The sequence below is a fragment of the Scytonema hofmannii PCC 7110 genome (assembly GCF_000346485.2).
Classification (GTDB): Bacteria; Cyanobacteriota; Cyanobacteriia; order Cyanobacteriales; family Nostocaceae; genus Scytonema; species Scytonema hofmannii.
In genome coordinates this window covers 8,510,974-8,534,634 of sequence record NZ_KQ976354.1, presented here as the reverse complement: position 1 = coordinate 8,534,634, position 23,661 = coordinate 8,510,974, and the positions used below count along the sequence as shown (strand labels likewise).

Sequence of the window (23,661 nt, the reverse complement as noted above, 5' to 3'; positions counted from 1 at the left end):
AGAGTTTGCTTGTTGAGATTTTATAGAGGAGCCGCAGATGAATAACAATGACATATCACTCCGCTACAGAGATGGTGTCTCCTACGACCGATATCAATCGCAAAGGAGTAAGGTGGGGCGAACGACTACGCAAAATCAAGATGCCGACTTTTATAGCCACTTGGCTGATGGGCTAGGTAAAAATCTGAGTGTTCTATTGGCAGGGGGCGGCACTGGCAGGATCGCTAAACCTCTAATTGAGCATGGGCATAGACCAACAATTCTTGATAACTCCCTAGATATGTTAGATCAAGCAAGAAAAAAATTCCCCGTTCTAGAACTTATTCAAGCGGATATCCGAAGTTTTGATCTGGAGAGGAATTTTGAGTTGATTGTTGCCCATTTTGATCTCCTTAATCACTTGCTGACTTTAGAAGATGTTGAATCTTGCTTTCACTGTTTTAGAAATCATTTAGCATCCAATGGGAGATTTGCTTTTGATGTCGTTAATCCAAATCTCGGTTTTTTTCTATCTTGCCTCGATCGGGGTAAAATGTTCGATTCAGCGTACCACGACCCATATGGAAATGGATCAATCGTTGTCACGCAAATTAGAGATTATGACTACTCTCGTCAAGTTCTCAAACTTCGCAAACACTATCGGTATATCGACCTTGACAAAGAAATTATTGAAGACATTGAATTCCGCTGTTACGGACCACAAGAACTCATAGCCCTATTGAAATATAACGGGTTTGATGTTGAACAACTATACGGTGATTTTCAGCGAGGAAACTTCTCATCTGACTCAAAAAAAATCATTGTTGTATGTCAGAAGAAGTGAAAGATTGCTGGACTAGTTTGGAGGATCGGTTCTGAAGATTTCACTTGTCCATTCAGTGACGAACGCAAATCAAATCGGTATTAATTAAGGAGAACTTTAACAGTGGTAAGAACTAAAAGACCATTAATTTGCATTATAGCTAAAGGGCGCAAGGAAGAACCACCCTTTTCTATAACAGAAACTTATCTAGATGCTGTTAATTCAGCAGGTGGTGAGCCAGTTCTGATGCCTTCAGTGATGACCGATCCAGAATCCTTTCTAGAATATGTAGATGGTTTTATAGTTCCAGGAGGAGGAGATGTTGAACCTGAACTATACAATGGTCTTCCTCATCCTACTATTTATGGAGTTGACCCAGGACGCGATCGCTTTGAAATAAAGTCTATACATTTTGCAATTGATAAAGGCTTGCCATCTCTGTTTATTTGTCGAGGTATGCAAATTGCCATAGCGGCATTTGGCGGAGACCTGATTCCTCATATACCAGACGAGTATGGAACACCAGATGAGTATGGAACATTAGTTCGTCACAGGCTAGATCTACCCTCCAAGAAGTGGCATCCAACTGAACACGTGGTGAACATCACCACAACAGATAGTCGGTTGGCTAAAGTCATTCAAAAAACTGAAATATCTACCGTTTCATGTCACCACCAGGCAGTAAGAACAATACCACCGGATTGGCGTGCTGTAGCAAAAGCACCTGATGGAATTATTGAAGCAGTAGAACATTTATACCATCCTTGGGCTATTGGAGTTCAATGGCACCCAGAGCTTTCCATCAACGATTCTGCTAGTCAACGCCTCTTTGAGGCTTTCATTGAAGCAACGTATATCAGAAGGGCTGGCGGTTTAGTCCCAAGCCAGTCTGTCGAAGCATCAACAACTTGGTATGAACTCTAAGTTTACGGAGTATGCACGATTTTGGATTGATATTCTTCGTGGGTGGTAAATACTATATCATGACCGCGTTTTCTTAATCCGAGGGCGATCGCAATTTTGGGATGTATGTCACCAAAAGAGCGGATGGTTGTTAAAACAATTCTACTCATACAAAAACAAACTAGAATCAACATGTAATAATTTCCCCAAGGCCAAAGCCTGTTGTGAACCTATTTCTAACTCACCATTCATGACTTTATCAACCATATCAGATGAACCAAAAACTTCTACTAAATTATCCTTCGTAATATTCTGCGCTTCCATCAAATGAATCATTCGAGAGCGTGGTGTAGAATGGTTTAATTGATAATGTTTATCTTCAAAATCTTCAATTAACTTTACCAGTAGCTCTAAAATTGTACTTTCTTCAGGAGTAAGGTTTTGACGAGCCAGTAATTCCTCCACCACCTCTAAAAATTCCTCATTTTCAGCGTCTGTCTTAATAATTCGAGGTTGATATTTAGACAGTAATTGGCTATACATCTCTGAGTTAATAGTAATAGTCATTTTTCCAGTTATCTTTGTCGTATTCTGCATGAGTTAAGACATATTTAATATAGATGACTTGTTTTTCATAATTAATACTAACAATCAATCTATATTTATTACCTTTGGCAAAATTCTCGTCACTTTTTACGACTGATAACGTGCATTACATTAATTATTAGCTGCTAGTTTAGCCAGTACCCCACTGTACAATGCCATAAATTTCGACTCTTCTATAGATGTCTTGCTGTTATTGACAGTAGCAACCACACAGTAATTTTTGCCGTTCTTTGCCTGTAACCAAGTTGTCAAATTGAGAACACCAGGCTCAGATCCACCTTTATACGCCACCTGTTGCCAGTTTTCGGCATTGGCAACACCAGGATTAATACTCATCAGTGGCAAATCGGCGACTTGTCCCATGAGTTTGCAGAGTTCTTCTGCTGTAAAAAACCATTCTACATCCAGAGCAACTGGGTTAGTTCCCACAAATTCATTCACATCAGGAAGTGGCTTGTTAACAATATCTTTCAAGATGGCACGGCGTTGAGATTCGTTGCTTGTTTGATAACGTTTCAATAAGTCCCGATTTCTAAACCCTTTCAAAATAAATATTTCTCGGGTAGTTAAGAAGGGACGGTTACGGGGTGATACAGACTCAATTTCCTGTCGTCCAAGCAAGTTTATTAATACATCTGTTGCCGTATTGTCACTCATAGAAATCATCAAGGCTGCAAGTGTTTGCACTGTCAAGTACGATCCATCTGGCCATGTTTGTAACATTCCAGATGGTAAACTTTTCTCACTAGGTTGCAGTTGCACAATGTCTTTCCAAGTCCTTTTACCTGAAGCAATTTCTGATTTCAGTGCTTGGAGTACTGCTAGCTTGAAGGCTGAACCAACAGCTAGGGGTGTTGTAGTATTTAATGCAGCTTTTGTCGTCTTGTTTTCCTGAACTAGAAAACTTACTTGACCGGGTAAAGCTTTAAATTGAGCGATCGCTTTTTCTAGACTAATGACTTTGGCTTGTGGCGGTTGGAACAGCAACCCTGAAATCTGACCTTTGGTATTTAAAACGATTTTAGTTGGCACTGAAGCTTGACTAAAGAGAACTAAGTAATCTTTAGCATTATTTTGTATGCCTTGATAATTTCCTAATTGCTTCTTTAACCCTGCAATTATTTGTCGTATTTGTGCTATGGAAACTTGAGCTAAAAATTCTGATGTAAACCACTCAGATTTTATTTTTTTGCTAATAAATAATTTTTCTAAAGCTGCTTTGGAAGAAATTGATTGTTCTGGGGTTTGTATCTGAGCTAAGAATAGTGTTTGAAGCTGACTCTCTGCTAACGCTAATGGAGGAAATATTAGGTTTATCGTTAGTAAGATAATAACTAAAAAACTGATAATATATTGATACATAAAAATTTTTTACCCTGTATATGACGAACAGTCCCTGTGGGATAAGATGGAATAGAACCATCTCTAGGACGGTTTGCCAAACCACCAGCACCCACAATTTTATCAGTCCTTGAGAAGTGGGATTTACCCCCCTTAGAAAGCTATCCATTATCCGGATCTTTCTTAACATTTACGAGAGTAATCACTCACGTTTTCTCTAACCCTGATTCGTTCGTCGTTCATTCTCAATAAAAAGGGATTTTTAGCGAGAAGAATAAGTGTTATTTTGTCAAGTCTGCTGACAATCTCAGTGCTCCCGATGCAAGCCAGACAAGGGTTTCAAGATTGTAAAGAAAGATGTGACCAATGGATAGCTTAGAAAGGGGGGAAATAGAATTTCCGGTTCCCTCACCTTTCTAAGGAGAGGGCTAGGGTGGGGTAAAATTTGAGTATGATTCAATAATCAGCCGAACTTGACCATTGCTGGTTGCACCTCTCCTTCAACTGCGACTTTACCATCAACTGGCTGATGTACGCGATTGAGCCATTTTTCAGCTTTAGAATAATTATCCTTTTGCACCTGTTTGATGGCTTGCTGGTAGTTCAACGTTACACCCCAAACATCACTGAAGAAGCGTTTTTCTCGCTTCATCTTATCGAAGAACTCAACAGCTTCAATATGCGAGAGCTTTCCTTCAGTTTTAGCGATCGCCATCATAACTTCAAACACATCATCAGCCATTTTGGCATCACCGCAGACATAGTAATGGCACTTGGGATGGCTCAAGAGTTTCCAAGCATCTTGGGCTTTTTGCTGCATGAGGTTTTGGACGTAAACCTTTTGGTCACCGAGACGAGAAAAAGCAACTTCCAAACCAGAGAGCACGCCCTTGCTCTGCCATGTCTGTATTTGTTCATGATAGAGGAAGTCATTGTAGTTGCGACAACCAAAGTACAGGGTTGCATCGCTTAATGGCTGCTCTTGCTGCAACAGGGCTTCTCGATACTGAAGGAAGGCAATCAAAGGTGATACGCCAGTACCCGGTCCTACCATCAGCATCACTGCATCCGGATCGCTGGGTGGACGGAAGGCAGAGGTGCGAACACCAATACGAACTTGCATTCCTACATCTACGCCGGCTAAGTAGTTGGAACACAGCCCCTGGCGAACTTTACCTGCATCGGTTTTTACTTGCAACACACCAACAGTGATTTGAATTTGCTGGGGGTGAAGCAAAGGACAAGAGGAGATGGAGTACAACCTTGGTTTTTGCTTGGGTAGCAATTCTAGTAAAGCTGCTAATGTGATGGGTGCTGAGGGGAACTCATCAAATAAATCAACAACGCTCATAAAGTTATCAGTGATATTTTTCTTGAGTGCGATGCTGTCAGGATGGTCTTCCCCTTGTTGAAAAATTTCCAACCATGCTTCCAAGCGGTGCTTCTCTTGCGGATTTTCGACAACTGAGTACAGGTAAGTTAGAAGGTCGTTGAAAGGTTCGCGCAAGGCAAGATCTAGTTCTTCAGACAGAACTTGACCTACTGTTGTTGGTACGGCAACGGGCGGTTTGTCTTCTAATTGCGTGCCATCCGGTCTTATATAATAAGCAGTAAAGTAGGTATTGGGTGCTACTTTAAGACGTTGGCAGAGACGATTGACCAATTCTAGAGGATTACAAGGATAAACTGCAACATGGTCGCCAGTTTCGTATTGAAGATCGGTGTTAGAAAGGTCAAAGGCAATATAGCGAGTGGAACGGCTACCGAGAATCACTTCTTGAAGGAGTTCCTGATTTGCGATTACTGGTACAGACACGAAATGTCGTTTTTCTATATCGTCTTGGTCAGTTGTAGAGATGTGGGATGCAAGTTCTCTGCATTGCGTTGCTTCTGCTTCACTTAAAAAAGTGACATTCAGTTTGACCAATGCTTCGGTTGTTGTGGCATCTGCGGCAGTGTTATCTTCACCTACAATACGAGCAATTAACCCCAACCATTGCTTAAATGTGTCGGCTTGTCCTTTAATTTCATCGCCTTTGTGTAGTGGTACGATACAGTTAGCACCTGCTTTCGCTAGCGCTTTGTCAACTGCAATCCCAGCAGCACAGAAGTGTTCGTAAACAGTACTGCCAATACCCAGAACTGAGTAATTCAAACCACTCAAGCAACCTGATGGTTGTTTCTTCAACCACGAAAGGAATTTTTTACCGTTTCCAGGCATTTCCCCATTGCCAAAGGTAGAGGTGACGACGAGCAGCAATTTTTCCGAAGCTAAGGAATCAGTGTTGTACTCATCTAGCGCCATTACCTTGGGACGGTAACGCTGCAACTGACGGGCGGCTTTCCGAGCAAACCCTTCTGCTGTTCCAGTTTCAGAGGCGTAGAGAATCAGAATGCGATCTTGCTTGTCTTCATCCTCATTTGTACTAGTAACAAATCTTTCCAAATCTATACCATCTTCTACTGCATAACGGTCAGCAGCATGGTGATATGCTGGTTCGAGGTAGAAGTCACGCATCTGATGGTGCCACACTGGGCAAGCGCTACCACCTGCAGGCGGAACCACCCAACCCCAGTCTCCAGGACATTCTCTTCCTGCTTTCTTTTCTCGCAAATCGTGGGTGAGGAACTGACGGGAGGCAGATTGGTGATCCACCATTGTTACCTTGGCTTTCTGGAACGAGTGCAAGATGGCAGTATTCAATTCCAAAGCTACGCGATCGCGCCACAGAGTTTGTTCCGAACTAGTGTCCAGTTTTAGAACCTTGGCGATTTCTTCCATCTTGTCGTAGCGCCAGTCTTCCAAAAAGTCCCGTGCAATCTCAGTCCCCATGTACCAACCATTGAAGGGGATGCAGCAGTAGGTAATGCCGCCAATGTCCATACGGAAGTTAGTGATGGCAGGGACGGCATACCACTTAAAGCCCAATGACTTAAACTCTGGAATAAAGGGATGTTCGATTTCAACTTCTAAGACTTCTTCGGTGGGCCATTCATACAGCTTTGGTTCCATCCCCGGTACTTCAATCACCAGTGGTAGGATGTCATATGGTGTACGAACTTCTGGAGGTTTCCACCCCAACTTCACGATCGCTTTAGTTAAATTGAGATTGGCGCGATCGCCCTTGACACTACCATCTTCCTCTTCGTATGCTGCATAACGAACCAACTGCTGATTCCAAATACGAAGACCCCAGCGTTCTTTGGGCTGTTTTGGACGAAAGGCAGTCATAGTGATTTGGATGTTACCGCCGTTGGTAGCAAGTCGGAGGTGTTCTAACAGCTCTTGGTACATTTCATCGGGGTCAGTGACATGACGGCGATCGCGTACCACCATGTTGTTCCACTGAATCCGACCTATACATTTGGAAGCATTTCGCCAAGCCAGTTGAGCACCATAAGCAAGTTCTTCATAGGTATGGGTGTAAGTCCCTGTGGCTTGTACCTCTTCCTGAATTTCCTTCCAACGCAAGTTTTTCTGTTCTGGTTTAAATGCCTTACGGCACTGAAATTATAACATCAAAAAACTGTAGCATTATGTATCTACTTTTGAAAAACCACTTTTCCTACTTTTCCTACTTTTCCTTCCCAAATAGAAAAATGGTGGGAAATGGTAATGCTAACTTAATACTACAAGGGATACGATAATTGAGGTGTCAGAATCCCGGTTTCTTCTGCGAAACCGGGGTTCTAATTTCCGCTTATCCGAGTAATATGGTAAGTAAGTCAGTACAATTAAAGTTAACTAGTCAGGATCGTCATTAGTCATTTGTCATTTGTCACTGGTAAGAATTTCAGGCATATTGACATTTTGTAATGTAATTCTGTTGATTTTCGCCTAGCTACTTATATCAACCTCAAACTTCTTCAATCCAACCTTCCACCATTTCATTCCAGCATTTTAAATATAAAAACCAAACTTCGGCACTGTTCTTTTTTAAAAAGATTGGTGAAATCCTAATAATGCCTTTCGTATCACGATATTTAACCTTCCATGCCATTGCAATTCACTCCACTCGCAATACTGCTCGGTTAAGGGAAATAAAGGGTAAAACAGTGTCAAATGTGTTCGCGTATTAAAAACGATAACTGAAAGCGGATGGGCAAGGTTATTTTTTGTCTTTGAGACTTTCGTACAAATCTATCCAGTTTTGTCTGAGAGAATGAATCGTATTTTTTAAGGTGTCGATTTGCATTCTTCGTGTAACTTGCATAACAGCATCAATATGAGCGGGGCTTCCAGCTTTCCCCAAATGCTTATATTTACTTAATTTATTAGGAGTTTGCGTAGGGAAAATCGGCATTTGAGCGTGCAACTTATAGTACCAGTAAGTTCCTTTTTGACCGCGTGCCTGGTAGCGCAGGACACAACAACCTTCGGGTGCAACTTCTCCTGAAGCTTGAATTTGTTGAATTTGTAGTTGTAGAGTAGCGATCGCTTGCTGTAAGAGTTCGGCTCTGGCAATAATATCGTCAGTTTTCGTAGGCATCAATTGGAATTGGGGAAAGATAGAGTTCTCGAATAGATTACGAGAACAAAAAGTGTTTTAATCAATATTATCTTATACGAAATTTCACTTCAAAACTGAGTGCTAATGATGCTAGTTAACTTTGAATTCAACAATCAAATCCTAAATCGGGCACAATTACTGCTGGCTCTTAACCAGATCATCCCTACCGAGTCGATTATGGCAGCGATTACAACAACGAGTAGTACCGCACGGCGTCAAAGAATACTTCCTACACACGTAGTAATCTCTCTAGTAATCGCCATGAGTTTTTGGTCCTCCGATTCAATCGTGGATGTATTGAAAAATCTCATTCAGGGTTTTAATTCTTTGCAAATCCCCTTTAAGAGACGTTTTAAGATACCAACATCTTCATCAATAAGTGAAGCTAGACAACGAATTGGTGCTGCTGTTATGACTCGTTTATTTGAAATTGTTGCAAAACCTTTAGCAACAATTAAAACACCAGGTGCTTTTTTGGGTGGACTGAGAATAATGGCTTTGGATGGCACAGTTTTTGATGTTCCTGATACAGAAACTAATGCTAAAGTATTTGGTTACCCTGGTTCTCGTCCTGGTACAAATCCGGCTTTTCCCAAAGCTAGGTTAACTTTTTTAGTCGAAGCAGGAACTCATTTAATTATCGACATATTTTGTTGTCCATATCGAATTGGAGAGAGAAAAGGAGCTTTAAAGCTATTAAGAAGTGTTGAGGAGAGTATGTTGTTAATGTGGGACAGAGGACTGCACTCATTTAAAATGATTCATGCTGCAATCAAACAAAAATGTCATATTCTTGGTCGCGTGCCATCTCATGTAAAATTTGAGTTTGTTAAAGCTTTTCCTGATGGTTCCTATCTAAGTTGGCTTGCTCCTGATGGAAAGTCAAGAAAGAAGGGAGCGACGAAAATACCTGTTCGTGTCATTGAATATATTATTGAAGTTGAGGGTGTAGAAAAGGTGTATCGTTTAGTAACTGATTTGATGGATATTTCAACTTTTCCTGCATTGCTCTTAGCCCAAGAATACCATCAACGGTGGGAAGCTGAGAACACCTTGGATGAGTTAAAAGTCCATCTGAACGGTCGTAAAATTCCTATCCGCTCGAAGAATCCTCGTGAAGTTATCCAAGAAATTTATGGTTGGTTACTAGGACACTATTGTATACGTTATTTAATGTTTCAAAGTGCAGCAATCAAGGGAATATCTCCCCTAAGTTTAAGTTTTACCAGTTCTCTAAGAGTTGTCAGACGTGCTATTCCTCAGTTTCAACAGCAAGTTAATCATTCTCTTGAGAATATGAATATATATTTTAGCTGGTTAATCTGGGAAATCTTAGACTTACAAATACCACCAACCTCAGGCAGAACTAATCCGAGGGTAATCAAGAAAACTCGTTCTAAATTTAAAACTAAAAAACGATGTCATAGAAATAATTATACTCCCCGGCAACAACTATCTTTTACAATTTTTACAACCGCTAGTTGACATCATCTAGTAGTAGAAGATAGTTGAACTAGATAGAAAATTAAAAGGGACAAGGTTTAGAGATTTTTTCAATTAAATATAAACATTCTTGAGAGATACTTGCTCATCTCTTGTGGGTTCATTTATACAAATTTCTCTCATTTTTGTTCTCGTAAATAAAACGAGAACAGTTTCTTCGGAATTTTAGGCTTCACTTTCCCTTAACCGAGCAGTATTGAACTCCATCCTTACCGAATAATGTTTGATCGGCTGTAATCGGATGAGCAATTAGACTTTCGGCTTTGAGACTGACATTATCAAAGTTAACCTCTGTACCCTCTGCTATGTTCAAGTTAAGCAAGCGAATCCCCAGGTTCTTACCGAGAATTGAATCACCACTAGCAGCAGTAAAGGAAACGGTAGCCTGAGCAAACTTGCCTTCCTCAATTGTCAGGCTGTTGTTGTCTACTCCTATCACCTCACCGTCTGCTAGCAGTTCCACGCGATAGCCAGGGAAGCCAGTTAAGTTGATTGAGTCTGCTGAACTAATCTCAGAATTGCCAATATCTACAAGCAGGGTGTATTGACTGTACCAGCACCACCAATATCAAAATAAGGAACACTCCAAAAGGCTTGTTGTTGTTCTACAGGAACAGAGTACCAAACAGCGGTAGTATAGTCAATGGCATTGCCAATATCGGTTCGTTCTAAACCGGTTTCACCTCGAAAGACAAAAGGTGCTGCATTCTGAATCTCTGGATTAAATGCAACAGCAGCACCAAAAACAGCCGAATTTTCACTTAAGTAATTCTCTAGAATGTCAAAAGTAGTTTTATCTACTTGTTCGGTTGTTGATGTCATTTAAAGTTCTCCTAAAATATAGACATAGAACAAAAGCTTGTTGAAAAATTTACTAATTTTTCCAACTTGAAGCCAAGAGAAGCAAAGCGTGTTGTTGTGTAAATATTGAAGCAACCTAGAACTCTATCGACTAACTAAAAATTAACTATCATTTCAAGAAAATTTCAAGTACGAATTTAGGAGCCTATATGATTTAAGACCATATATGGAAACAAAGCTTTATCAATAAGTTTTAGTTACTTAGACCTACACAATAACAACATTCAAGCCCTCGCTGAACTTTCTCAATCACTTATTTCTCTCAATTGAAAGAGTAACACAAGTATCAAAAAAAGAGAACTCTCGCTAAACTGGTTATATTTTTTTTCAAAAATATTCTGAAAACCTACTTATCCTTCTGTTTCAGATTTTTTTAAAATCATTATTATATATGAGTTAAGCTTTTCCAGCTTTAGCACTTTTGGGATTTCATAATTTTCTTATTCAAGAGAATGATAATAAATTATCCTACTTATCCTACTTATTTTACTGATTTGTGCTTTTACAAATTTTACCAACAGAATTTTAGAAGTAAAAAGTTATAGAAACCTTTTATAGCAAGACTTTTATGGAGATTTAATGCTAAAGAGCCAGCCTCTTATGCCTAAAAGTTATAGGTGCGATGCTTATAAAGCATTTGACTTTACTTATTAGTTCTATAAGATAATAGGACTAATATTTGATTTTTGAAATATATGTAGGGTGGGCAATGCTAGCCCTGTCAAGGTGATGATTGAAAAACAAGTATTCTCTTCGCGCTCTTCGCGTCTTTACGGTTCAAAAGTAATTTATTTAACCGCCGAGACGCAGAGTATGCAGAGATAAGAGGTGAGAGAGCGATTAATTCTCATCTTCACGAGAAGCAATTAACTTCTCAATGTCGCTGTGCAGTTTGCGACAAAGATTGTCTAAAGGAATATCATTTGTATCGTAACCAAACGGATTCTCAATTTCTAAACCAATGGCTTCAATGCCAAACAATGCAAAAGCAACAACACCAACAACTGGAATTGTCCACCAATGCAAATCCTTTACCATTTGAAAAGGCAGGGCAAAACAACACAAAATTTAGGTTTTATAGGTTTTTAGTACCTATTACCTTAAAGTTGCCATCATAAATTTTCTAGAACTTGCTGTGAATAAAAAACTGTGATAATTTTATAGCGTTCTTTAACTAAATTTATATTTTGGTTCAAAGTATTTTTTTGAAAACCTACTTATCCTTCTATTTTTTCGTTTTAAAAAGTAATTATGTATGAGTTAAGCCTTTCTATTTTTACCATTTTTGAGCATTTTGGGGATTGCAAGACTTTCTTAGTCAATAAAAAATGCGCTCAATAATCCTACTTATACTATTTATCCTACTTATCTTACTTATTTGTGCTTTTACAAATTTTATCAGAAGTAAGAAGTTACAAAAAACGGTTCTACCAATCTCTTTATGAAGATTTAATAAGTGCCAGCATGGTATACCTAAAAGTTATAACTATATATGCTTATAAAGCATTAGACTTTACGGAAGTGTCCTATTACACTAAAGTTCTATAAGTTTTTACTCTCAAAAATTAAATTTCATCTCACTGAATGTAATTAGCTAAGGAGTGTGTGAATTGCTGCAGAATGTTACTTTGTTCAGTGTGCTTGCGATCGCTATTGGTGCGGTTCCTGGTGCTTTGAGTCGCTATTATCTAACTGAGTTTTGTAAAAGAGCCATAGGTACAAACTTTCCTTACGGCACTTTTATTATCAATTTCACAGGCTGTTTACTAATGGGCTTTTTCTTCACCTTATTTAAGGGGATTAAAGGATTTCCCCCTGAGATAGATTTGTTGGTAAGAACTGGTTTCTTGGGTGCTTATACAACCTTCTCAACCTACGGATACGATACATTGACGCTGTGGCGAAATGGCAAGCAGGGAGCCACCATTTTTTACTGGGCAGGCAGTGCAATGTTAGCAGTCATTGGTATTGTATTAGGTAGCTATTTAGCGAAGGGAATTGTGGGATAATATCGATTCATTTGAGCCAAAATACTAAACTGTATTTAATCACTTAATTGCCAAGGCAACTTTTGATAATGCAAAACACTTTTATTCGCACTGTCATAGCGATCGCTCTAGGTGCTATTCCAGGTGCTTTAGGACGCTACTTTATAACTGAATTTACCAAAGCAATGATTGGTAAAGATTTGTCCTACTATGGCACGTTTTTTATTAATGTAACAGGCTGTTTTATTATTGCTTTGTTTTACACTTTAAACGAACAAAAGTTAGAAAATTTTTCACCTGAAATTCGGTTAGTGATCGCAACTGGTTTTTGTGGTGCCTACACCACTTTTTCGACTTACGGATTAGAGACTTTTACCCAAATAGATAAAGGCAACACAACAGTAGCTTTAATCTATTGGTTAGCCAGCATGCTAGTTGGGATGCTTGGTGTGCAATTGGGTGTAACATTAGGTAAGCTTAATTCTAAATCTAGCGTTGCTGATTAATGAGATAAATCTTGTGGGGTAGGCAGGACAGCCCCGTCAGTACAAGGGACGGGCTGTCCTACCATCCCACGAAACCAGTAAAATCATCGCGCAAATATGCAACGCCCTAAATCTAATTAAGCTAACATATAGCGACATAAACACAACTTTGAGAGAAGCGAGTCCTTCTGCTTTGTTTGGTATGGACTGGCAAATACAAATAGGTAAATTAGGTACAGGAAGTCGAGGGAAGATGAAACTCATAAGGAGATCGACGTGGTTAGATTTAGCAATTGATTTCAGAAGTTCTGTGATTCGTGCCATTTGGCGACGAGTACTAGCTACTATGATATTTGCCTTTCTAATTGCGATCGCCTATCATAAAGGGTTTGCCGTCAACCAACCGACTCTCGCTAGCTTAATCCCTGGAGTCGTCCTTGGTCTTTTACTGGTTTTTAGAACAAATACAGCCTATGACAGATTTTGGGAAGGTTGTAAAATTTGGTATAACTTGCTCAATGCCTGTCGTATTTTGTGTCGAAATATTTGGATAATGGTTCCAGTCAATAATCCTGAAGATTTGAAAAGGAAAATCTCTCATATTAGATTAGTAGGAATATTAATAATTGCAATTAAATTACATTTAAGAAACAGAAGTATTGAGAATTACGAAGGGATGCAAGAATAAACTACTTTAAAATATTATTTTCACCTTAACCTTAGCCAATCAAGAGGTGACCACTGGCTTAAAGTTGTGAAAAGCCGTGGATTGTTCACCAAGTGTTTGATTCCAGGTCGTCTATACTTTAGGAGTACTTTGAATGACATCAACAAGCGTTGTGATTCCTGCACAGTCAGGTGTCGCCAACGTCACTGTTAGCTTAGACTACAAAGCGGGAGTAGACAATACTCAGTTCCGCCATATTATCCCAGTTGCTGAGTTTGTCAAAGATAGCCTCACAAATTTTCAAAATCCGAATGATAGATAATTTGAGAGAAACCTTAAACTTTGCAACTCTCTTACTACAACTTTCGCTGCTTATGGTGGGTCAATTCGGTTCTTTTCTATCGAGCCTAGTCACTTGGGCAATTGTCGTTTTCTTAATATACATAACCCTGTTCTATGGGTTGCGTCTATTCTTTCGCCGCCGGGAAAGGGAGATTGCCATTGTTGCTTTGAATGTTTCACAGGTTCCGCTGCTAACAATTCTCATTCTTAGCGCTTTGAAAATCTCGATGCTGAGTTTTGGGAACGCTCAGTTCATTCCTTTATTTGAGAAAGTGTTATCGGCTTTAATTGTCGCGGCTGCTAGTTATTGGAGCGCTCAACTATTTACTCAAGTTATTGCTTACTACTTGAAAAAATACGCCCAAAATACTGAGGCTATGTGGGATGATGTCTTAGTACCACTGCTAGAAACTACCTTACCACTGCTCATTTACATAATTGGAGGCTTTTTGTTTTTACAGTCTTTAGGACTGGATTTAACTGGACTGTGGGTGGCATTTGGGGGCGCTACGTTTGTGCTAGGTTTTGCACTGAAGGATATTTTGGCAAACTTCTTTAGCGGCTTAGTCCTGTTGATTGATACACCCTTTCAGTTTGGGGATGTCATTAGCCTATCAGATGGCTCAGTCGCGGTGATTAAAAAGATAGGTGTGCGCTTAACTAAATTGCTGCTAATTGATACCAATTGTGAAATCTATATTCCCAACGGAAGTTTGGAAAGTCAAAAGATCATCAATCTGAGTCGTCCGGCTCCGCACTACTGCTATTCACTCAGCGTTCCTTTACGAGTAGATGTAGAGCTAGGTCAAGCCATAAGTATTCTCAAAGAAGTTGTCCTAGCTCATCCAGATACACTAGGAAATATCGATTGCAAGCTTCAAGTTATGGATAACTATTATAAATTCGAGAAAGAGACAGAGTTCGATGAACGCAGACGCTTAAAGAAAGAAACTGGACGAGAACGCCTATTGGCGGAAAAGAAAGTCAACAAAATTCTCGAAGAAATCAACCAAAAACTCAGAGATTTGAGCGAGAAAATCAAGATTCTAGAAAAGGATGGATTGGACATAGAGGAAAGGCGAAATATTCAAAACAATTATCTAGATATTATCAAAGAAATTGGGTTAGAGGTGGTAGGCGATCGCCAAGGCAAGCGAAGATTATTTACAATAAAAGAATTAGCAGAAGAAGATACGCTCATTAATTCAGTGAGAACATGGTATAAAACATGGCTAAAAGACCCAGATTTGACAGAGGAAGATCCCGATAATTTACAAGAAGAATGGGAGAGAAAAATTGAATTGCTGAAGCTAAGAGTTGATAAGTTGTATCAGAATATTTCCCAACATAAAGTTGATGAAAGGAAACTGGACGACTATGTCTTAGAATTAGCTAATTGGCTTAACGAAAGGTTCAAAAGCCCCCAACCGTTGTCGCAAGCTCCAAAAATTTGGATGGAGAAAATAAAGGAGAACATGACTCAACAAGTCGCATCAGTGGAATATATTGTTAGGTTCTTCGTAGACAATATTAAATTGGAACAATGTCAGCGTGGTTATCGGGTCAAAAGCGAAGTGCAAGGTGAAGTTATTCGGCAGTTGCGGCAATCCTACTTGTATCGATAACAGTCACGCAGAATTATAATTTTGTCAATACATAATACATAGATTGTACTATAAGGGTTTTTCATAATTATGTCCCAACATCTCAAACCGCTTATCATGATCCCAATCAGACACTGCGGTAGCCATGCTTTACGTTGACGCCTCAATTTTAGTCCAGACTTTTATTCTCCTTATCCCCTCCACATCATAGATTTTATGCCACTTGTGAAATTGTACGGAGATATTTCACAAGATGATAACTATTTCCAGATGGTTATTGACCTGATTGGTTTACAAAATTCAACGATGGTCAAATGGGAGGGGATTGCACTCGATCCAGTTTCTATTTTTGATGCTGTTAAAAATCGCCCGCGTAGTATCCATTCTATTACTTGGCAAATGTTATTTCAGGCAGGAAAAACTCAGTTTTAACAGGGGAATATCTTTATAATCTTGCGATCGCAATTCTCATTGCCTTATCTCGGACATGCTTTTGAGTTTCATCGCAACCCGATCGCACTTCTACAACGACGGCGCGATCGCTTCGGGGATATTTTCTCATTTCTGATCGGCAGTCACACTGTTGAGTGCAAGTAAATTATCCCCGTGGCATTGAGTCATCCCGTTTGGGGTGACGGTAACTGTGTTAGCAAAGGGGAAAGGAATGCCTGAATTTGGTGCCACACCCAACGTCATAGTCAGGGAGTCCAAATCAGACGCCAATCCTAAATCGGAGAACGTCTGCTCGGCTACATTTTTATTAATGACTTCATAGAACTCATTCGGATTTTGAGAATTCGTCAGGCGATCTTTGACAAACTCAGCAACTAGTCCAATTGCGCGGAACTGAGTATAGTCTACTCCTGCTTTGTAGTCTAGATTGACGGTAACGTTGGCGACACTGGACTGTGCTGGAATCACAACATCTTTTAATTCAAAAGAAACTAATGCATCAGTTGTGCCATCGGGACTGAGTGCGACTAAAAAAGAATGGTTGGAAACATTTTTAGAACTACCGTTTGGAATCCCCAGCCTCGATACTTTTAGAAGAGTGTTTGAGAGAATTAACCCAAAAGAATTTGAGCAATGTTTTCGAGTGTGGGTACAATGAGTGATGGAAGAGGCTTAGTCACGCAAACTTCTAGTTTCGTTTGAACAGTAGCATAATAATTTATAATTGAGTTAGGTAAAGTATATATCTTTAAGCTTTAAGGTGAAATAATCTTGATGTTAAATATAACGATTGACGAAATCCAGAGCAACCCTTTAAAGTACCTCCGTAAAGTGGAGGCAGGTGAAAGCTTCGTAATTATCGAAGCAGATAAACCTATTGCTGAACTTAGACCTGTTACTTCTTCTGTAAAACCGTTACGACCATTCGGCTGATGTGCTGGAGAATTTACGGTTCCTGATGATTTTGATGCACCATTGCCAGAAGATATTATCAGCAGATTTGAAGGGCAATGAAAATTCTTCTTGACACACACATATTTTTATGGTTTATCAGCGCCGATAATCAGCTACCAATTGGTATTCAAAATGCTGTTCGTAATTTTCCAAAGTACTAAAAACGATGCTAATAGCAGGTAAGTCCGTCACGCTAGTAGTGGCAGAACTGGCTGTGAGGCTGACAACTGACGACTTTGTGTTTTCTATGAAAAGTTTTCAGTACTGTAGGTAGGGCTATGCCGCACAAAAGCCTTATATAGTGGGCTTTAGCCCTACTAGCCCTGTCAAGGTGGATAAAAACTTCAAGCAATCAATAGCTCTCTCTCCTCTTACCTCTGCGTACTCTCTGCGTCTAGTGCAGTTAAATAAATTACTTGTAAACCGCACTAAACGCAGAGAGTACGGAGAAAAAAGATGAGGAATTGCCGCCTGAATCACAATTTTATGAGTCACTTTGACAGGGCTAGCAATGCCCACCCTACGTATATTGTAAAAATCAAATACTAGTCCTATAGGTAAAATTAGTACCATCAACTCTCTGGGTTTTCACCGCAAAATCATGTCTATTTTCGTCCCAAGAAAGAGCTTCTACTCGTTCCCCAAACCGACAGATGGGTAATTGTTCTGCCACCCATGGACAATAGTGGTTGTATTCTCGACGCGGAATATGAAACTGTCCGAAAAAGAGAAAATTTTTGATTCTTAACTACCAAGATTGTTTTTGTGATAAATTGAGGAACAAAAATTACTGCTAAACTTGCCTGGATGATACAGCATATTTTATCTTTGTGAGGTACAGTTGGAGGGGCAGGGATGCCCATCTTACAATATTTGTGTTGATGAGCGCTTTGTACTTCATTGACTTGAAATCTGCTGTACGTCGTTGATTAGCCAAATGTAGTTTAAGGAGAGGATATGGCAAGAGTCATGATAGTTGGAGCAGGCGGTGTTGGTAGGGTAGTTGCTCACAAATGTGCCGCACAACCAGAATTTTCTGATATTCTGTTAGCGAGCCGCACGTTGGAAAAGTGTAATCAAATTGCCAAAGACATCAATTCCCCGAAAATAACCACCGCTGCTTTAGATGCAGATGTTGTTAGTAATACAGTTAAACTCATTCAAGAATTTTGCCCCGAAATTCTTATTAATGTAGCGCTTCCTTATCAAGATTTAGCCTTGATGAATGCTTGTCTTGAAACAAAAGTCAATTATCTCGACACGGCTAACTATGAACCTCCTGACGTAGCGAAATTTGAATATAGTTGGCAATGGGCGTATCAAGAACGGTTCAAAAATGCTGGAATTACAGCAATTCTTGGTTGTGGGTTCGATCCTGGGATGACAGGAGTTTATACCGCCTATGCCTTCAAACACTATTTTGATGAGATCCACTATTTAGATATTATTGATTGTAATGCAGGCAATCACGGACAATCTTTTGCCACCAATTTTAATCCAGAAATTAATATTCGTGAAATTACTCAAAATGGTCGATATTATGAAAATGGGCAATGGGTAGAAGTGCCTGCTCTTTCCGTTCATCGCCCAATTGATTACCCAGAAGTAGGTTTTCGAGAGTCTTATCTCTTGTACCATGAAGAGTTAGAATCTTTAGTAAAAAATTTTCCCACAATTAAAAGAGCGCGTTTCTGGATGACATTTTCAGAAAACTATATTACTCATTTGCGCGTTTTAGAGGCTGTAGGGATGACACGGATCGATCCTGTTAATTATGAAGGGACACAAGTCATTCCCCTCAAATTCCTAAAAGCAATTTTACCGGAACCTTCTTCTCTAGCAGAGAATTATACAGGACAAACTTCTATTGGTTGTCATATTCGTGGGTTAAAAGATGGAAAAGAACGTCAATATTACATCTATAACAATTGCGATCATGCTGCATCATATAAAGAAGTAGGTTCTCAGGCAATTTCTTATACTACAGGGGTTCCAGCAGTAGTTGGTGCATTAATGTTAGTACTTGGACTATGGAAAAAGCCTGGAGTATTTAATGTAGAAGAGTTCGATCCAGATCCCTTTATGGAATTGGTAGCAAAACTTGGTTTACCCTGGCATGAAGTCATTGATGGAGACTCACCCTTTGAGGCATAGTTTATCATGACCCAAACTAGCGATTTATTCAAAAATATCCCTTCGCCCTGTTTTGTGTTGGAAGAGGCACTTTTAGAACGAAATTTGGCTATTTTTGAAAGATTACAACGGGAAGCCCCTATCAATGTATTGCTGGCATTAAAGGGGTTTTCTCTGTTTCATAGTTTCCCCATTATTCGTAAAACGCTTCAGGGTGTATCAGCAAGTTCATTATGGGAGGCGCAATTGGGGGCGGAGGAATTTGGCGGGGAAGTTCATGTCTATTCCCCTGCTTACCGAAATGAAGATTTACCGCAGATTTTACCCTTAGCTTCTCATATAACCTTTAATTCAGTGACGCAGTGGGAAAGATTTGCGCCTATTATTGCGAAATCATCGTCTCATCTGTCGATAGGCTTGCGAATTAACCCTGAATACTCCCCAGTGAAAACCTCGCTGTATAATCCTTGTATGCCCCATACACGTCTTGGGGTCTCACAAAATCAGCTTGGAGATACTTTACCACAGGGAATTGAGGGGTTTTTGTCTCACAATTTATGTGAAAGCGATTCTTATGCGTTGGAGAAAACCTTATTACAAATAGAGCAGTTATTTGGGCGTTTTCTACCTCAATTAAAATGGCTAAATCTTGGCGGCGGTCATTTGATGACTAGTAAAGATTACAATGTGGCTCACGCGATTGAGGTGATTAAGGCTTTTCACGAACGCTACCCCCATATTAAGTTAATTATTGAACCAGGTTCGGCGATCGCTTGGGAAACTGGGTTTTTACTGAGTACAGTGCAAGATTTAATTATTACTCCTGCACTTATTAATGTTATGTTAGACATCTCTTTTACTGCTCATACACCAGATTGTTTAGAAATGCCCTATAAACCCGTAATTCGGGGGGCGCACGAGCCTCAAGACAGTGAAAAAGTATATCGCATGGGGGGATCGAGTTGTTTAGCAGGAGATTTTCTAGGAGATTATGCTTTTGCTGAAGATTTATCTATTGGCGATCGCTTAATTTTTGAAGATATGATGCACTATACAATGGTCAAAACTTCCATGTTTAATGGGGTAGTGCATCCTTCCATTGGCACGCTCAAAAAAGATGGTAGTTTCATTTTATGGCGACAGTTTTCTTATCAGGATTATCGTGCTAGATTGGGATAAGTTGCTACGCTTTGGAACAGTAAAGTATTGGCTTTTACGGACAAAAACAGTTCGCACTTGTCGCCAACTACTCAAGGTTGAAAAAGCAATGTGGCTATTTGTCACAACAGAAGGCGTGGAACCAACTAATAACGCGGCTGAAAGAGCTATTCGTCCTGCTGTCCGAAAAGGGACGTACTAGCTTTGGTTCTCAAACGCGCACTGGTAGTACTTTTTTTGCGCGAATGATGACCGTGGTTACTACCCTAAGGTACGAACGTCGTAATGTTGTGGAATTTATGACACAAGCTGTTGCTTCTGCTCGCTGTTGTTCTGGCTTGGTTGTCAGTTCGGCGAAGGGAACTTGGTGCGAGCGCAAATAATCCGCTGTTTTTGCTAAGAAAATCTCAGAAATTGGTTGTTGCTGTTATTTCGGTTACCTCGGCGTGAAATAGGAGTTTGCCCTGACAAGGATCTAAAGTCTGGGAGAAAAACTTTTTACAGCGATTGTGTTCATCGGCAATCACCACTCGCGCCTCGTGTCCGGTGCGGAATACCTCAGCGCGATCGCGTTCTTCATAGGCAGCAATAATCACAAAATCTCCTGGCTCGCACAAATGAGCTGCTGCACCATTGAGACAAATGACACCACTTCCAGGCTCTCCTGACAACACGTAGGTTGACAAGCGGTTGCCATTGCTAACATTCCAAATTTCCACCTCCTGCAAAGGCAGAATTCCCACCTTATCGATTAATTCACTGTCAATCGTGACGCTGCCTACATAATTAACATTTGCATCCGTTACGCGCACTTGATGTAGTTTGGCGTGCAGCAGTCTAATTCTAGCCATTATTTTTTTCCTGTATATGTCAATGGAATGATTGTTTTTCAAGCACTTTTTCAAACAGAACGGCTTCTTTATGAGGGGCAGGAACATTAGAAAAAACGCGCTTGCCCTCAAACTCAAAAGACTCGTACTGCACGGCATATCTTCGTTGATATTCCAACTCTTGAGCAATATATTTCGTAACCGAATGCGTACAAGTTGTCACAGCACGCTTGTAGTTTAAACTTGCTGCTACTTCTAGTATCTTATTTTCCAAAGCTAAGGCAATAGCAGCACCGTCTACATCGAAAGACGTACCTGACATAAATATATGGACAATTTCTCCTACTTTCACCTCCCCATAACTTTTGATGTACATCTGCTCTAAAGAATTCAATAGCGCAAAAATTGGATTCAAGAACTCAGGAATCTCAAATTCCTCCGCCAGGGAACTAGCAAAATCTTCACTCAAACAAAATCCAATAACATTTCCAGAAAGCCGATGGAACGCAACAAAGGATAAACTCTCGCAGAGGCAGTTTCTACAAAGTTGTTCAGAAAAGATATTGAACTCTTCTTTCTGAAGACCCAAACTGACTCCCAAGGGTTCTCTTGAGGTGAAGGATTCGCTGACTAATGCCACAGTCTGTTCTAAATATTGCTTCTCGAACGGAACGATTTCAACATCACTCAAGTGCACCTCAACCACTGTCCAAGGCTTTATCTGTTTGTAGTTGTCGAAAAGCTTTGCTAAAGATGCGAGGGACGGCTCATTGACAAAGTTGGAAAGGGGAATGTGTACCTCAAATTCCTGCTTTAGTTTGTTCAGCAATGATACAACAGACAAAGAGTCCCCACCTAGGTGAAAGAAATCATCGTCTTTGCTAACAGGAGAAACAAGAAACATCTGCCGCCAAATGTTTGCTAACAACTTTTCTGTTTCGGTTTGAGGCTGCTTTTCCGAATCAATGATTCTGAATCTCCACCCACTCATGCCAGACAAGGCTTGGCGATCGACTTTACCATTGGGAGTTAGGGGTAGTTCATCTACAGCGACGAGTCTCACTGGCACCATGTAATGGGGCAGCTTGGCGAGGGCGTACTGTTTCATTGCATCCACATTAACTGTAGAAGGAACAACAAATGCCGCTAGCTGTTTTGTTTCTGGTGTCTCCTCGTTTTCCTGAAAGATAACGGTGACATTAGATACTTCTGGGTGGAACTGCGCTAAGACTTTTTCAATTTCCTCTAGTTCTACTCTAAATCCCCGAATTTTCACCTGATTGTCAACCCGACCTATATAGTACAGCACGCCATTATTGTCTCTGGTTACTAGGTCTCCTGTTTTGAAGAGAATACCGTTGCCAGACCAAGGATTGGGTATGAATCGAGCTTTGGTTTCTTGAGGCTTTTTGTGGTATCCGCGTGCTAGCACAACACCTCCTATCCACAGTTCGCCTACCTTGCCTGGGCGAACTGACTGCAAATTTTCATCCAAGATATGAATCTCGGCATTAAGGATGGGTTGACCAATTGGCACATCCCGTTCTAGGTTTCCTATATCCCCCGCAAACTCAGCCCAAGTGACGTCACCTGCTACCTCGGTACTTCCGTAAAGATTCAGCAAAATCCCGTGAGGCACACTTGCTCTGAATTTCTGCAACAAATTTCGCGTCAGTCGCTCTCCGCTGACCGTCCAAATTTTGAGAGCAGGAAGGGCTTCTCCCAAATCTGGGCGAGTATTGAGCAGCTCTTGTAGCAAAGAAGGTACGAGGATGATGCGAGTCACTTTGGCTTTGTGAAGGAAGCCAATCATTTCTTGAGGATTGGCACTGGAGGCATGGGGTAGAATGACGACTTTTAATCCTTTGAGCAATGCCCCAAAAATCTCCCAAACTGAGTCCACAAAGTTGAGGGTGGTTTTGTGACAACACACTTCGTTAGAGGTAAAAGGATACTGATTCCACATCCAAATGCAGCGATTAACGGTGGCTCGGTGAATTCCACAAACGCCTTTGGGAATCCCAGTGCTGCCGGAGGTGTACAAAATGTACATTAAGGCATCGGGAGTAACGGCAACGTCTGGGTTGCTGCTTTCTTGTTTGGATAGAGATTCGTTGTCTACCAGGAGAATCTGTCCCTCAAAGGGGGGAAGAGTATTCAGAAGTGACTTTTCTGTTATCAGAACTTCACAACCAGAATCTTCAATAATGTACTGTTTTCTGACTTCTGGGAAGTGTGGATCTACGGGGACGTAAGCACCGCCTGCTTTTAAGATTCCCAGAATGGCGACCACTGCTTCTGGCGAGCGTCGCAAGCAGATGCCTACTGGGGTTTCTAACCGTACTCCAAGAAATCGCAGCGCGTTTGCAAGCTGGTTCGCTTGCTTGTTCACTACTGAGTAGGTGAGCTTCCTGTTTTCCATAACAAGGGCGATTTTTTCCGGGGTTTTGGAAGCCTGTTCTTGGAAGAGATGGTGAATGCACTGGTTTAATAGATTGTCCATCTTTGCTAATTAAGTCT

At 40.4% G+C, this 23,661-nt stretch carries 24 protein-coding genes and 4 pseudogenes; 13 read left to right on the top strand and 15 right to left on the bottom strand.

From position 1 onward, the window contains the following. The first annotated feature begins 37 nt into the window (after positions 1-37). Both WA1_RS36125 and WA1_RS36120 read left to right on the top strand, forming a co-directional pair. The gene (locus WA1_RS36125) at positions 38-823 is read left to right on the top strand and encodes a class I SAM-dependent methyltransferase (RefSeq protein WP_017750144.1); all 786 of its coding nucleotides are present in this window, start codon (positions 38-40) and stop codon (positions 821-823) included. A 102-nt stretch (positions 824-925) separates the two neighbouring features. After that, positions 926-1,726 (top strand): gamma-glutamyl-gamma-aminobutyrate hydrolase family protein, encoded by an 801-nt coding sequence (locus WA1_RS36120; RefSeq protein ID WP_017750145.1) that lies wholly within the window; start codon positions 926-928, stop codon positions 1,724-1,726. A 2-nt stretch (positions 1,727-1,728) separates the two neighbouring features. Here WA1_RS36120 and WA1_RS53795 read toward each other — a convergent pair whose 3' ends face one another. From WA1_RS53795 to WA1_RS36100, 8 genes and pseudogenes are all read right to left on the bottom strand, one after another. Beyond that, positions 1,729-1,875 (bottom strand): glycosyltransferase, encoded by a 147-nt coding sequence (locus WA1_RS53795; protein WP_148662840.1) that lies wholly within the window; start codon positions 1,873-1,875, stop codon positions 1,729-1,731. After that, positions 1,868-2,272, bottom strand: a complete 405-nt coding sequence (locus WA1_RS36115) for a helix-turn-helix domain-containing protein (protein ID WP_017750146.1) — start codon at positions 2,270-2,272, stop codon at positions 1,868-1,870. The genes WA1_RS53795 and WA1_RS36115 overlap by 8 nt, the downstream gene beginning before the upstream one ends. Further along, positions 2,256-2,378, bottom strand: a pseudogene (locus WA1_RS53790) (type II toxin-antitoxin system HigB family toxin); the annotation flags it as partial. The gene WA1_RS36115 and the pseudogene WA1_RS53790, both read right to left, overlap by 17 nt. 44 nt (positions 2,379-2,422) lie before the next feature. Then, the gene (locus WA1_RS36110) at positions 2,423-3,673 is read right to left on the bottom strand and encodes a serine hydrolase (protein ID WP_017750147.1); all 1,251 of its coding nucleotides are present in this window, start codon (positions 3,671-3,673) and stop codon (positions 2,423-2,425) included. A gap of 442 nt (positions 3,674-4,115) precedes the next feature. Then, positions 4,116-4,706, bottom strand: coding sequence for a ferredoxin reductase domain-containing protein (locus WA1_RS60625; protein ID WP_272819460.1), 591 nt, complete (start codon positions 4,704-4,706; stop codon positions 4,116-4,118). A 102-nt stretch (positions 4,707-4,808) separates the two neighbouring features. Beyond that, positions 4,809-7,127 (bottom strand): annotated as a pseudogene (locus WA1_RS36105) (nitric oxide synthase oxygenase); the annotation flags it as partial. Positions 7,128-7,509: 382 nt separating this feature from the next. Continuing rightward, positions 7,510-7,653 (bottom strand): hypothetical protein, encoded by a 144-nt coding sequence (locus WA1_RS57520; protein WP_017750149.1) that lies wholly within the window; start codon positions 7,651-7,653, stop codon positions 7,510-7,512. A gap of 108 nt (positions 7,654-7,761) precedes the next feature. Further along, positions 7,762-8,142 carry a hypothetical protein gene (locus tag WA1_RS36100; RefSeq protein WP_017750188.1) on the bottom strand — a complete coding sequence of 127 codons (381 nt, stop codon included), beginning with the start codon at positions 8,140-8,142 and terminating at the stop codon, positions 7,762-7,764. A 105-nt stretch (positions 8,143-8,247) separates the two neighbouring features. On the opposite strand from WA1_RS36100, the gene WA1_RS36095 reads away from it, so the two are divergent. Continuing rightward, entirely contained in the window at positions 8,248-9,648 is a 1,401-nt protein-coding gene (locus WA1_RS36095) for an IS4 family transposase (protein WP_026135398.1), read from the top strand. 190 nt (positions 9,649-9,838) lie between these two features. Here the strand turns inward: WA1_RS36095 and WA1_RS36090 are convergent, their stop codons facing one another. The 3 genes from WA1_RS36090 to WA1_RS36080 all read right to left on the bottom strand — a co-directional run bounded on the left by WA1_RS36090 (position 9,839) and on the right by WA1_RS36080 (position 11,592). After that, complete coding sequence (locus tag WA1_RS36090; protein WP_419183627.1) at positions 9,839-10,159, bottom strand: hypothetical protein; 321 nt, start codon at positions 10,157-10,159, stop codon at positions 9,839-9,841. Between the two features lie 35 nt (positions 10,160-10,194). Next, positions 10,195-10,488, bottom strand: a complete 294-nt coding sequence (locus WA1_RS36085) for a PDC sensor domain-containing protein (RefSeq protein ID WP_017745759.1) — start codon at positions 10,486-10,488, stop codon at positions 10,195-10,197. An 879-nt stretch (positions 10,489-11,367) separates the two neighbouring features. Then, positions 11,368-11,592, bottom strand: a complete 225-nt coding sequence (locus WA1_RS36080; protein WP_336389822.1) for a bestrophin family protein — start codon at positions 11,590-11,592, stop codon at positions 11,368-11,370. 545 nt (positions 11,593-12,137) lie between these two features. Between WA1_RS36080 and crcB (WA1_RS36075) the strand changes: the two genes are divergently transcribed. From crcB (WA1_RS36075) to WA1_RS58900, 6 genes are all read left to right on the top strand, one after another. Then, the gene (gene crcB, locus WA1_RS36075; protein ID WP_017745761.1) at positions 12,138-12,536 is read left to right on the top strand and encodes a fluoride efflux transporter CrcB; all 399 of its coding nucleotides are present in this window, start codon (positions 12,138-12,140) and stop codon (positions 12,534-12,536) included. Positions 12,537-12,604: 68 nt separating this feature from the next. Continuing rightward, positions 12,605-13,021 (top strand): fluoride efflux transporter CrcB, encoded by a 417-nt coding sequence (crcB, locus tag WA1_RS36070; RefSeq protein WP_017745762.1) that lies wholly within the window; start codon positions 12,605-12,607, stop codon positions 13,019-13,021. A 148-nt stretch (positions 13,022-13,169) separates the two neighbouring features. Then, the gene (locus WA1_RS36065) at positions 13,170-13,688 is read left to right on the top strand and encodes a bestrophin family protein (RefSeq protein ID WP_017745763.1); all 519 of its coding nucleotides are present in this window, start codon (positions 13,170-13,172) and stop codon (positions 13,686-13,688) included. Positions 13,689-13,821: 133 nt separating this feature from the next. Then, complete coding sequence (locus WA1_RS57515) at positions 13,822-13,989, top strand: hypothetical protein (RefSeq protein WP_017745764.1); 168 nt, start codon at positions 13,822-13,824, stop codon at positions 13,987-13,989. Continuing rightward, positions 13,979-15,634, top strand: coding sequence for a mechanosensitive ion channel family protein (locus WA1_RS36060; RefSeq protein WP_081403011.1), 1,656 nt, complete (start codon positions 13,979-13,981; stop codon positions 15,632-15,634). The genes WA1_RS57515 and WA1_RS36060 overlap by 11 nt, the downstream gene beginning before the upstream one ends. A gap of 195 nt (positions 15,635-15,829) precedes the next feature. Continuing rightward, entirely contained in the window at positions 15,830-16,045 is a 216-nt protein-coding gene (locus tag WA1_RS58900; protein ID WP_026134923.1) for a hypothetical protein, read from the top strand. Positions 16,046-16,171: 126 nt separating this feature from the next. On the opposite strand, the gene WA1_RS36055 is transcribed toward WA1_RS58900, so the two are convergent. Next, positions 16,172-16,534, bottom strand: coding sequence for a hypothetical protein (locus tag WA1_RS36055; protein WP_017745766.1), 363 nt, complete (start codon positions 16,532-16,534; stop codon positions 16,172-16,174). Between the two features lie 61 nt (positions 16,535-16,595). Here WA1_RS36055 and WA1_RS53785 point away from each other — a divergent pair. Then, positions 16,596-16,721, top strand: a pseudogene (locus WA1_RS53785) (transposase family protein); the annotation flags it as partial. Positions 16,722-17,558: 837 nt separating this feature from the next. Here the strand turns inward: WA1_RS53785 and WA1_RS61935 are convergent. Next, positions 17,559-17,762, bottom strand: coding sequence for a SidA/IucD/PvdA family monooxygenase (locus WA1_RS61935; protein WP_081403010.1), 204 nt, complete (start codon positions 17,760-17,762; stop codon positions 17,559-17,561). Positions 17,763-17,977: 215 nt separating this feature from the next. On the opposite strand from WA1_RS61935, the gene WA1_RS36050 reads away from it, so the two are divergent. The 3 genes and pseudogenes from WA1_RS36050 to WA1_RS53775 all read left to right on the top strand — a co-directional run. Further along, complete coding sequence (locus tag WA1_RS36050) at positions 17,978-19,174, top strand: saccharopine dehydrogenase family protein (protein WP_017745768.1); 1,197 nt, start codon at positions 17,978-17,980, stop codon at positions 19,172-19,174. Positions 19,175-19,180: 6 nt separating this feature from the next. Further along, a complete protein-coding gene (nspC, locus tag WA1_RS36045) occupies positions 19,181-20,332 on the top strand; it encodes a carboxynorspermidine decarboxylase (RefSeq protein ID WP_017745769.1) in 1,152 nt (383 codons plus the stop codon). Positions 20,333-20,375: 43 nt separating this feature from the next. Continuing rightward, positions 20,376-20,694: pseudogene (locus tag WA1_RS53775) on the top strand (IS66 family transposase); the annotation flags it as partial. A 24-nt stretch (positions 20,695-20,718) separates the two neighbouring features. Here WA1_RS53775 and panD read toward each other — a convergent pair. Next, on the bottom strand, positions 20,719-21,162 hold the full coding sequence (panD, locus tag WA1_RS36035) for an aspartate 1-decarboxylase (protein WP_017745771.1): 444 nt from the start codon (positions 21,160-21,162) through the stop codon (positions 20,719-20,721). A gap of 19 nt (positions 21,163-21,181) precedes the next feature. After that, positions 21,182-23,644, bottom strand: a complete 2,463-nt coding sequence (locus WA1_RS36030) for a non-ribosomal peptide synthetase (RefSeq protein WP_017745772.1) — start codon at positions 23,642-23,644, stop codon at positions 21,182-21,184. Between the last annotated feature and the right edge of the window lie 17 nt (positions 23,645-23,661).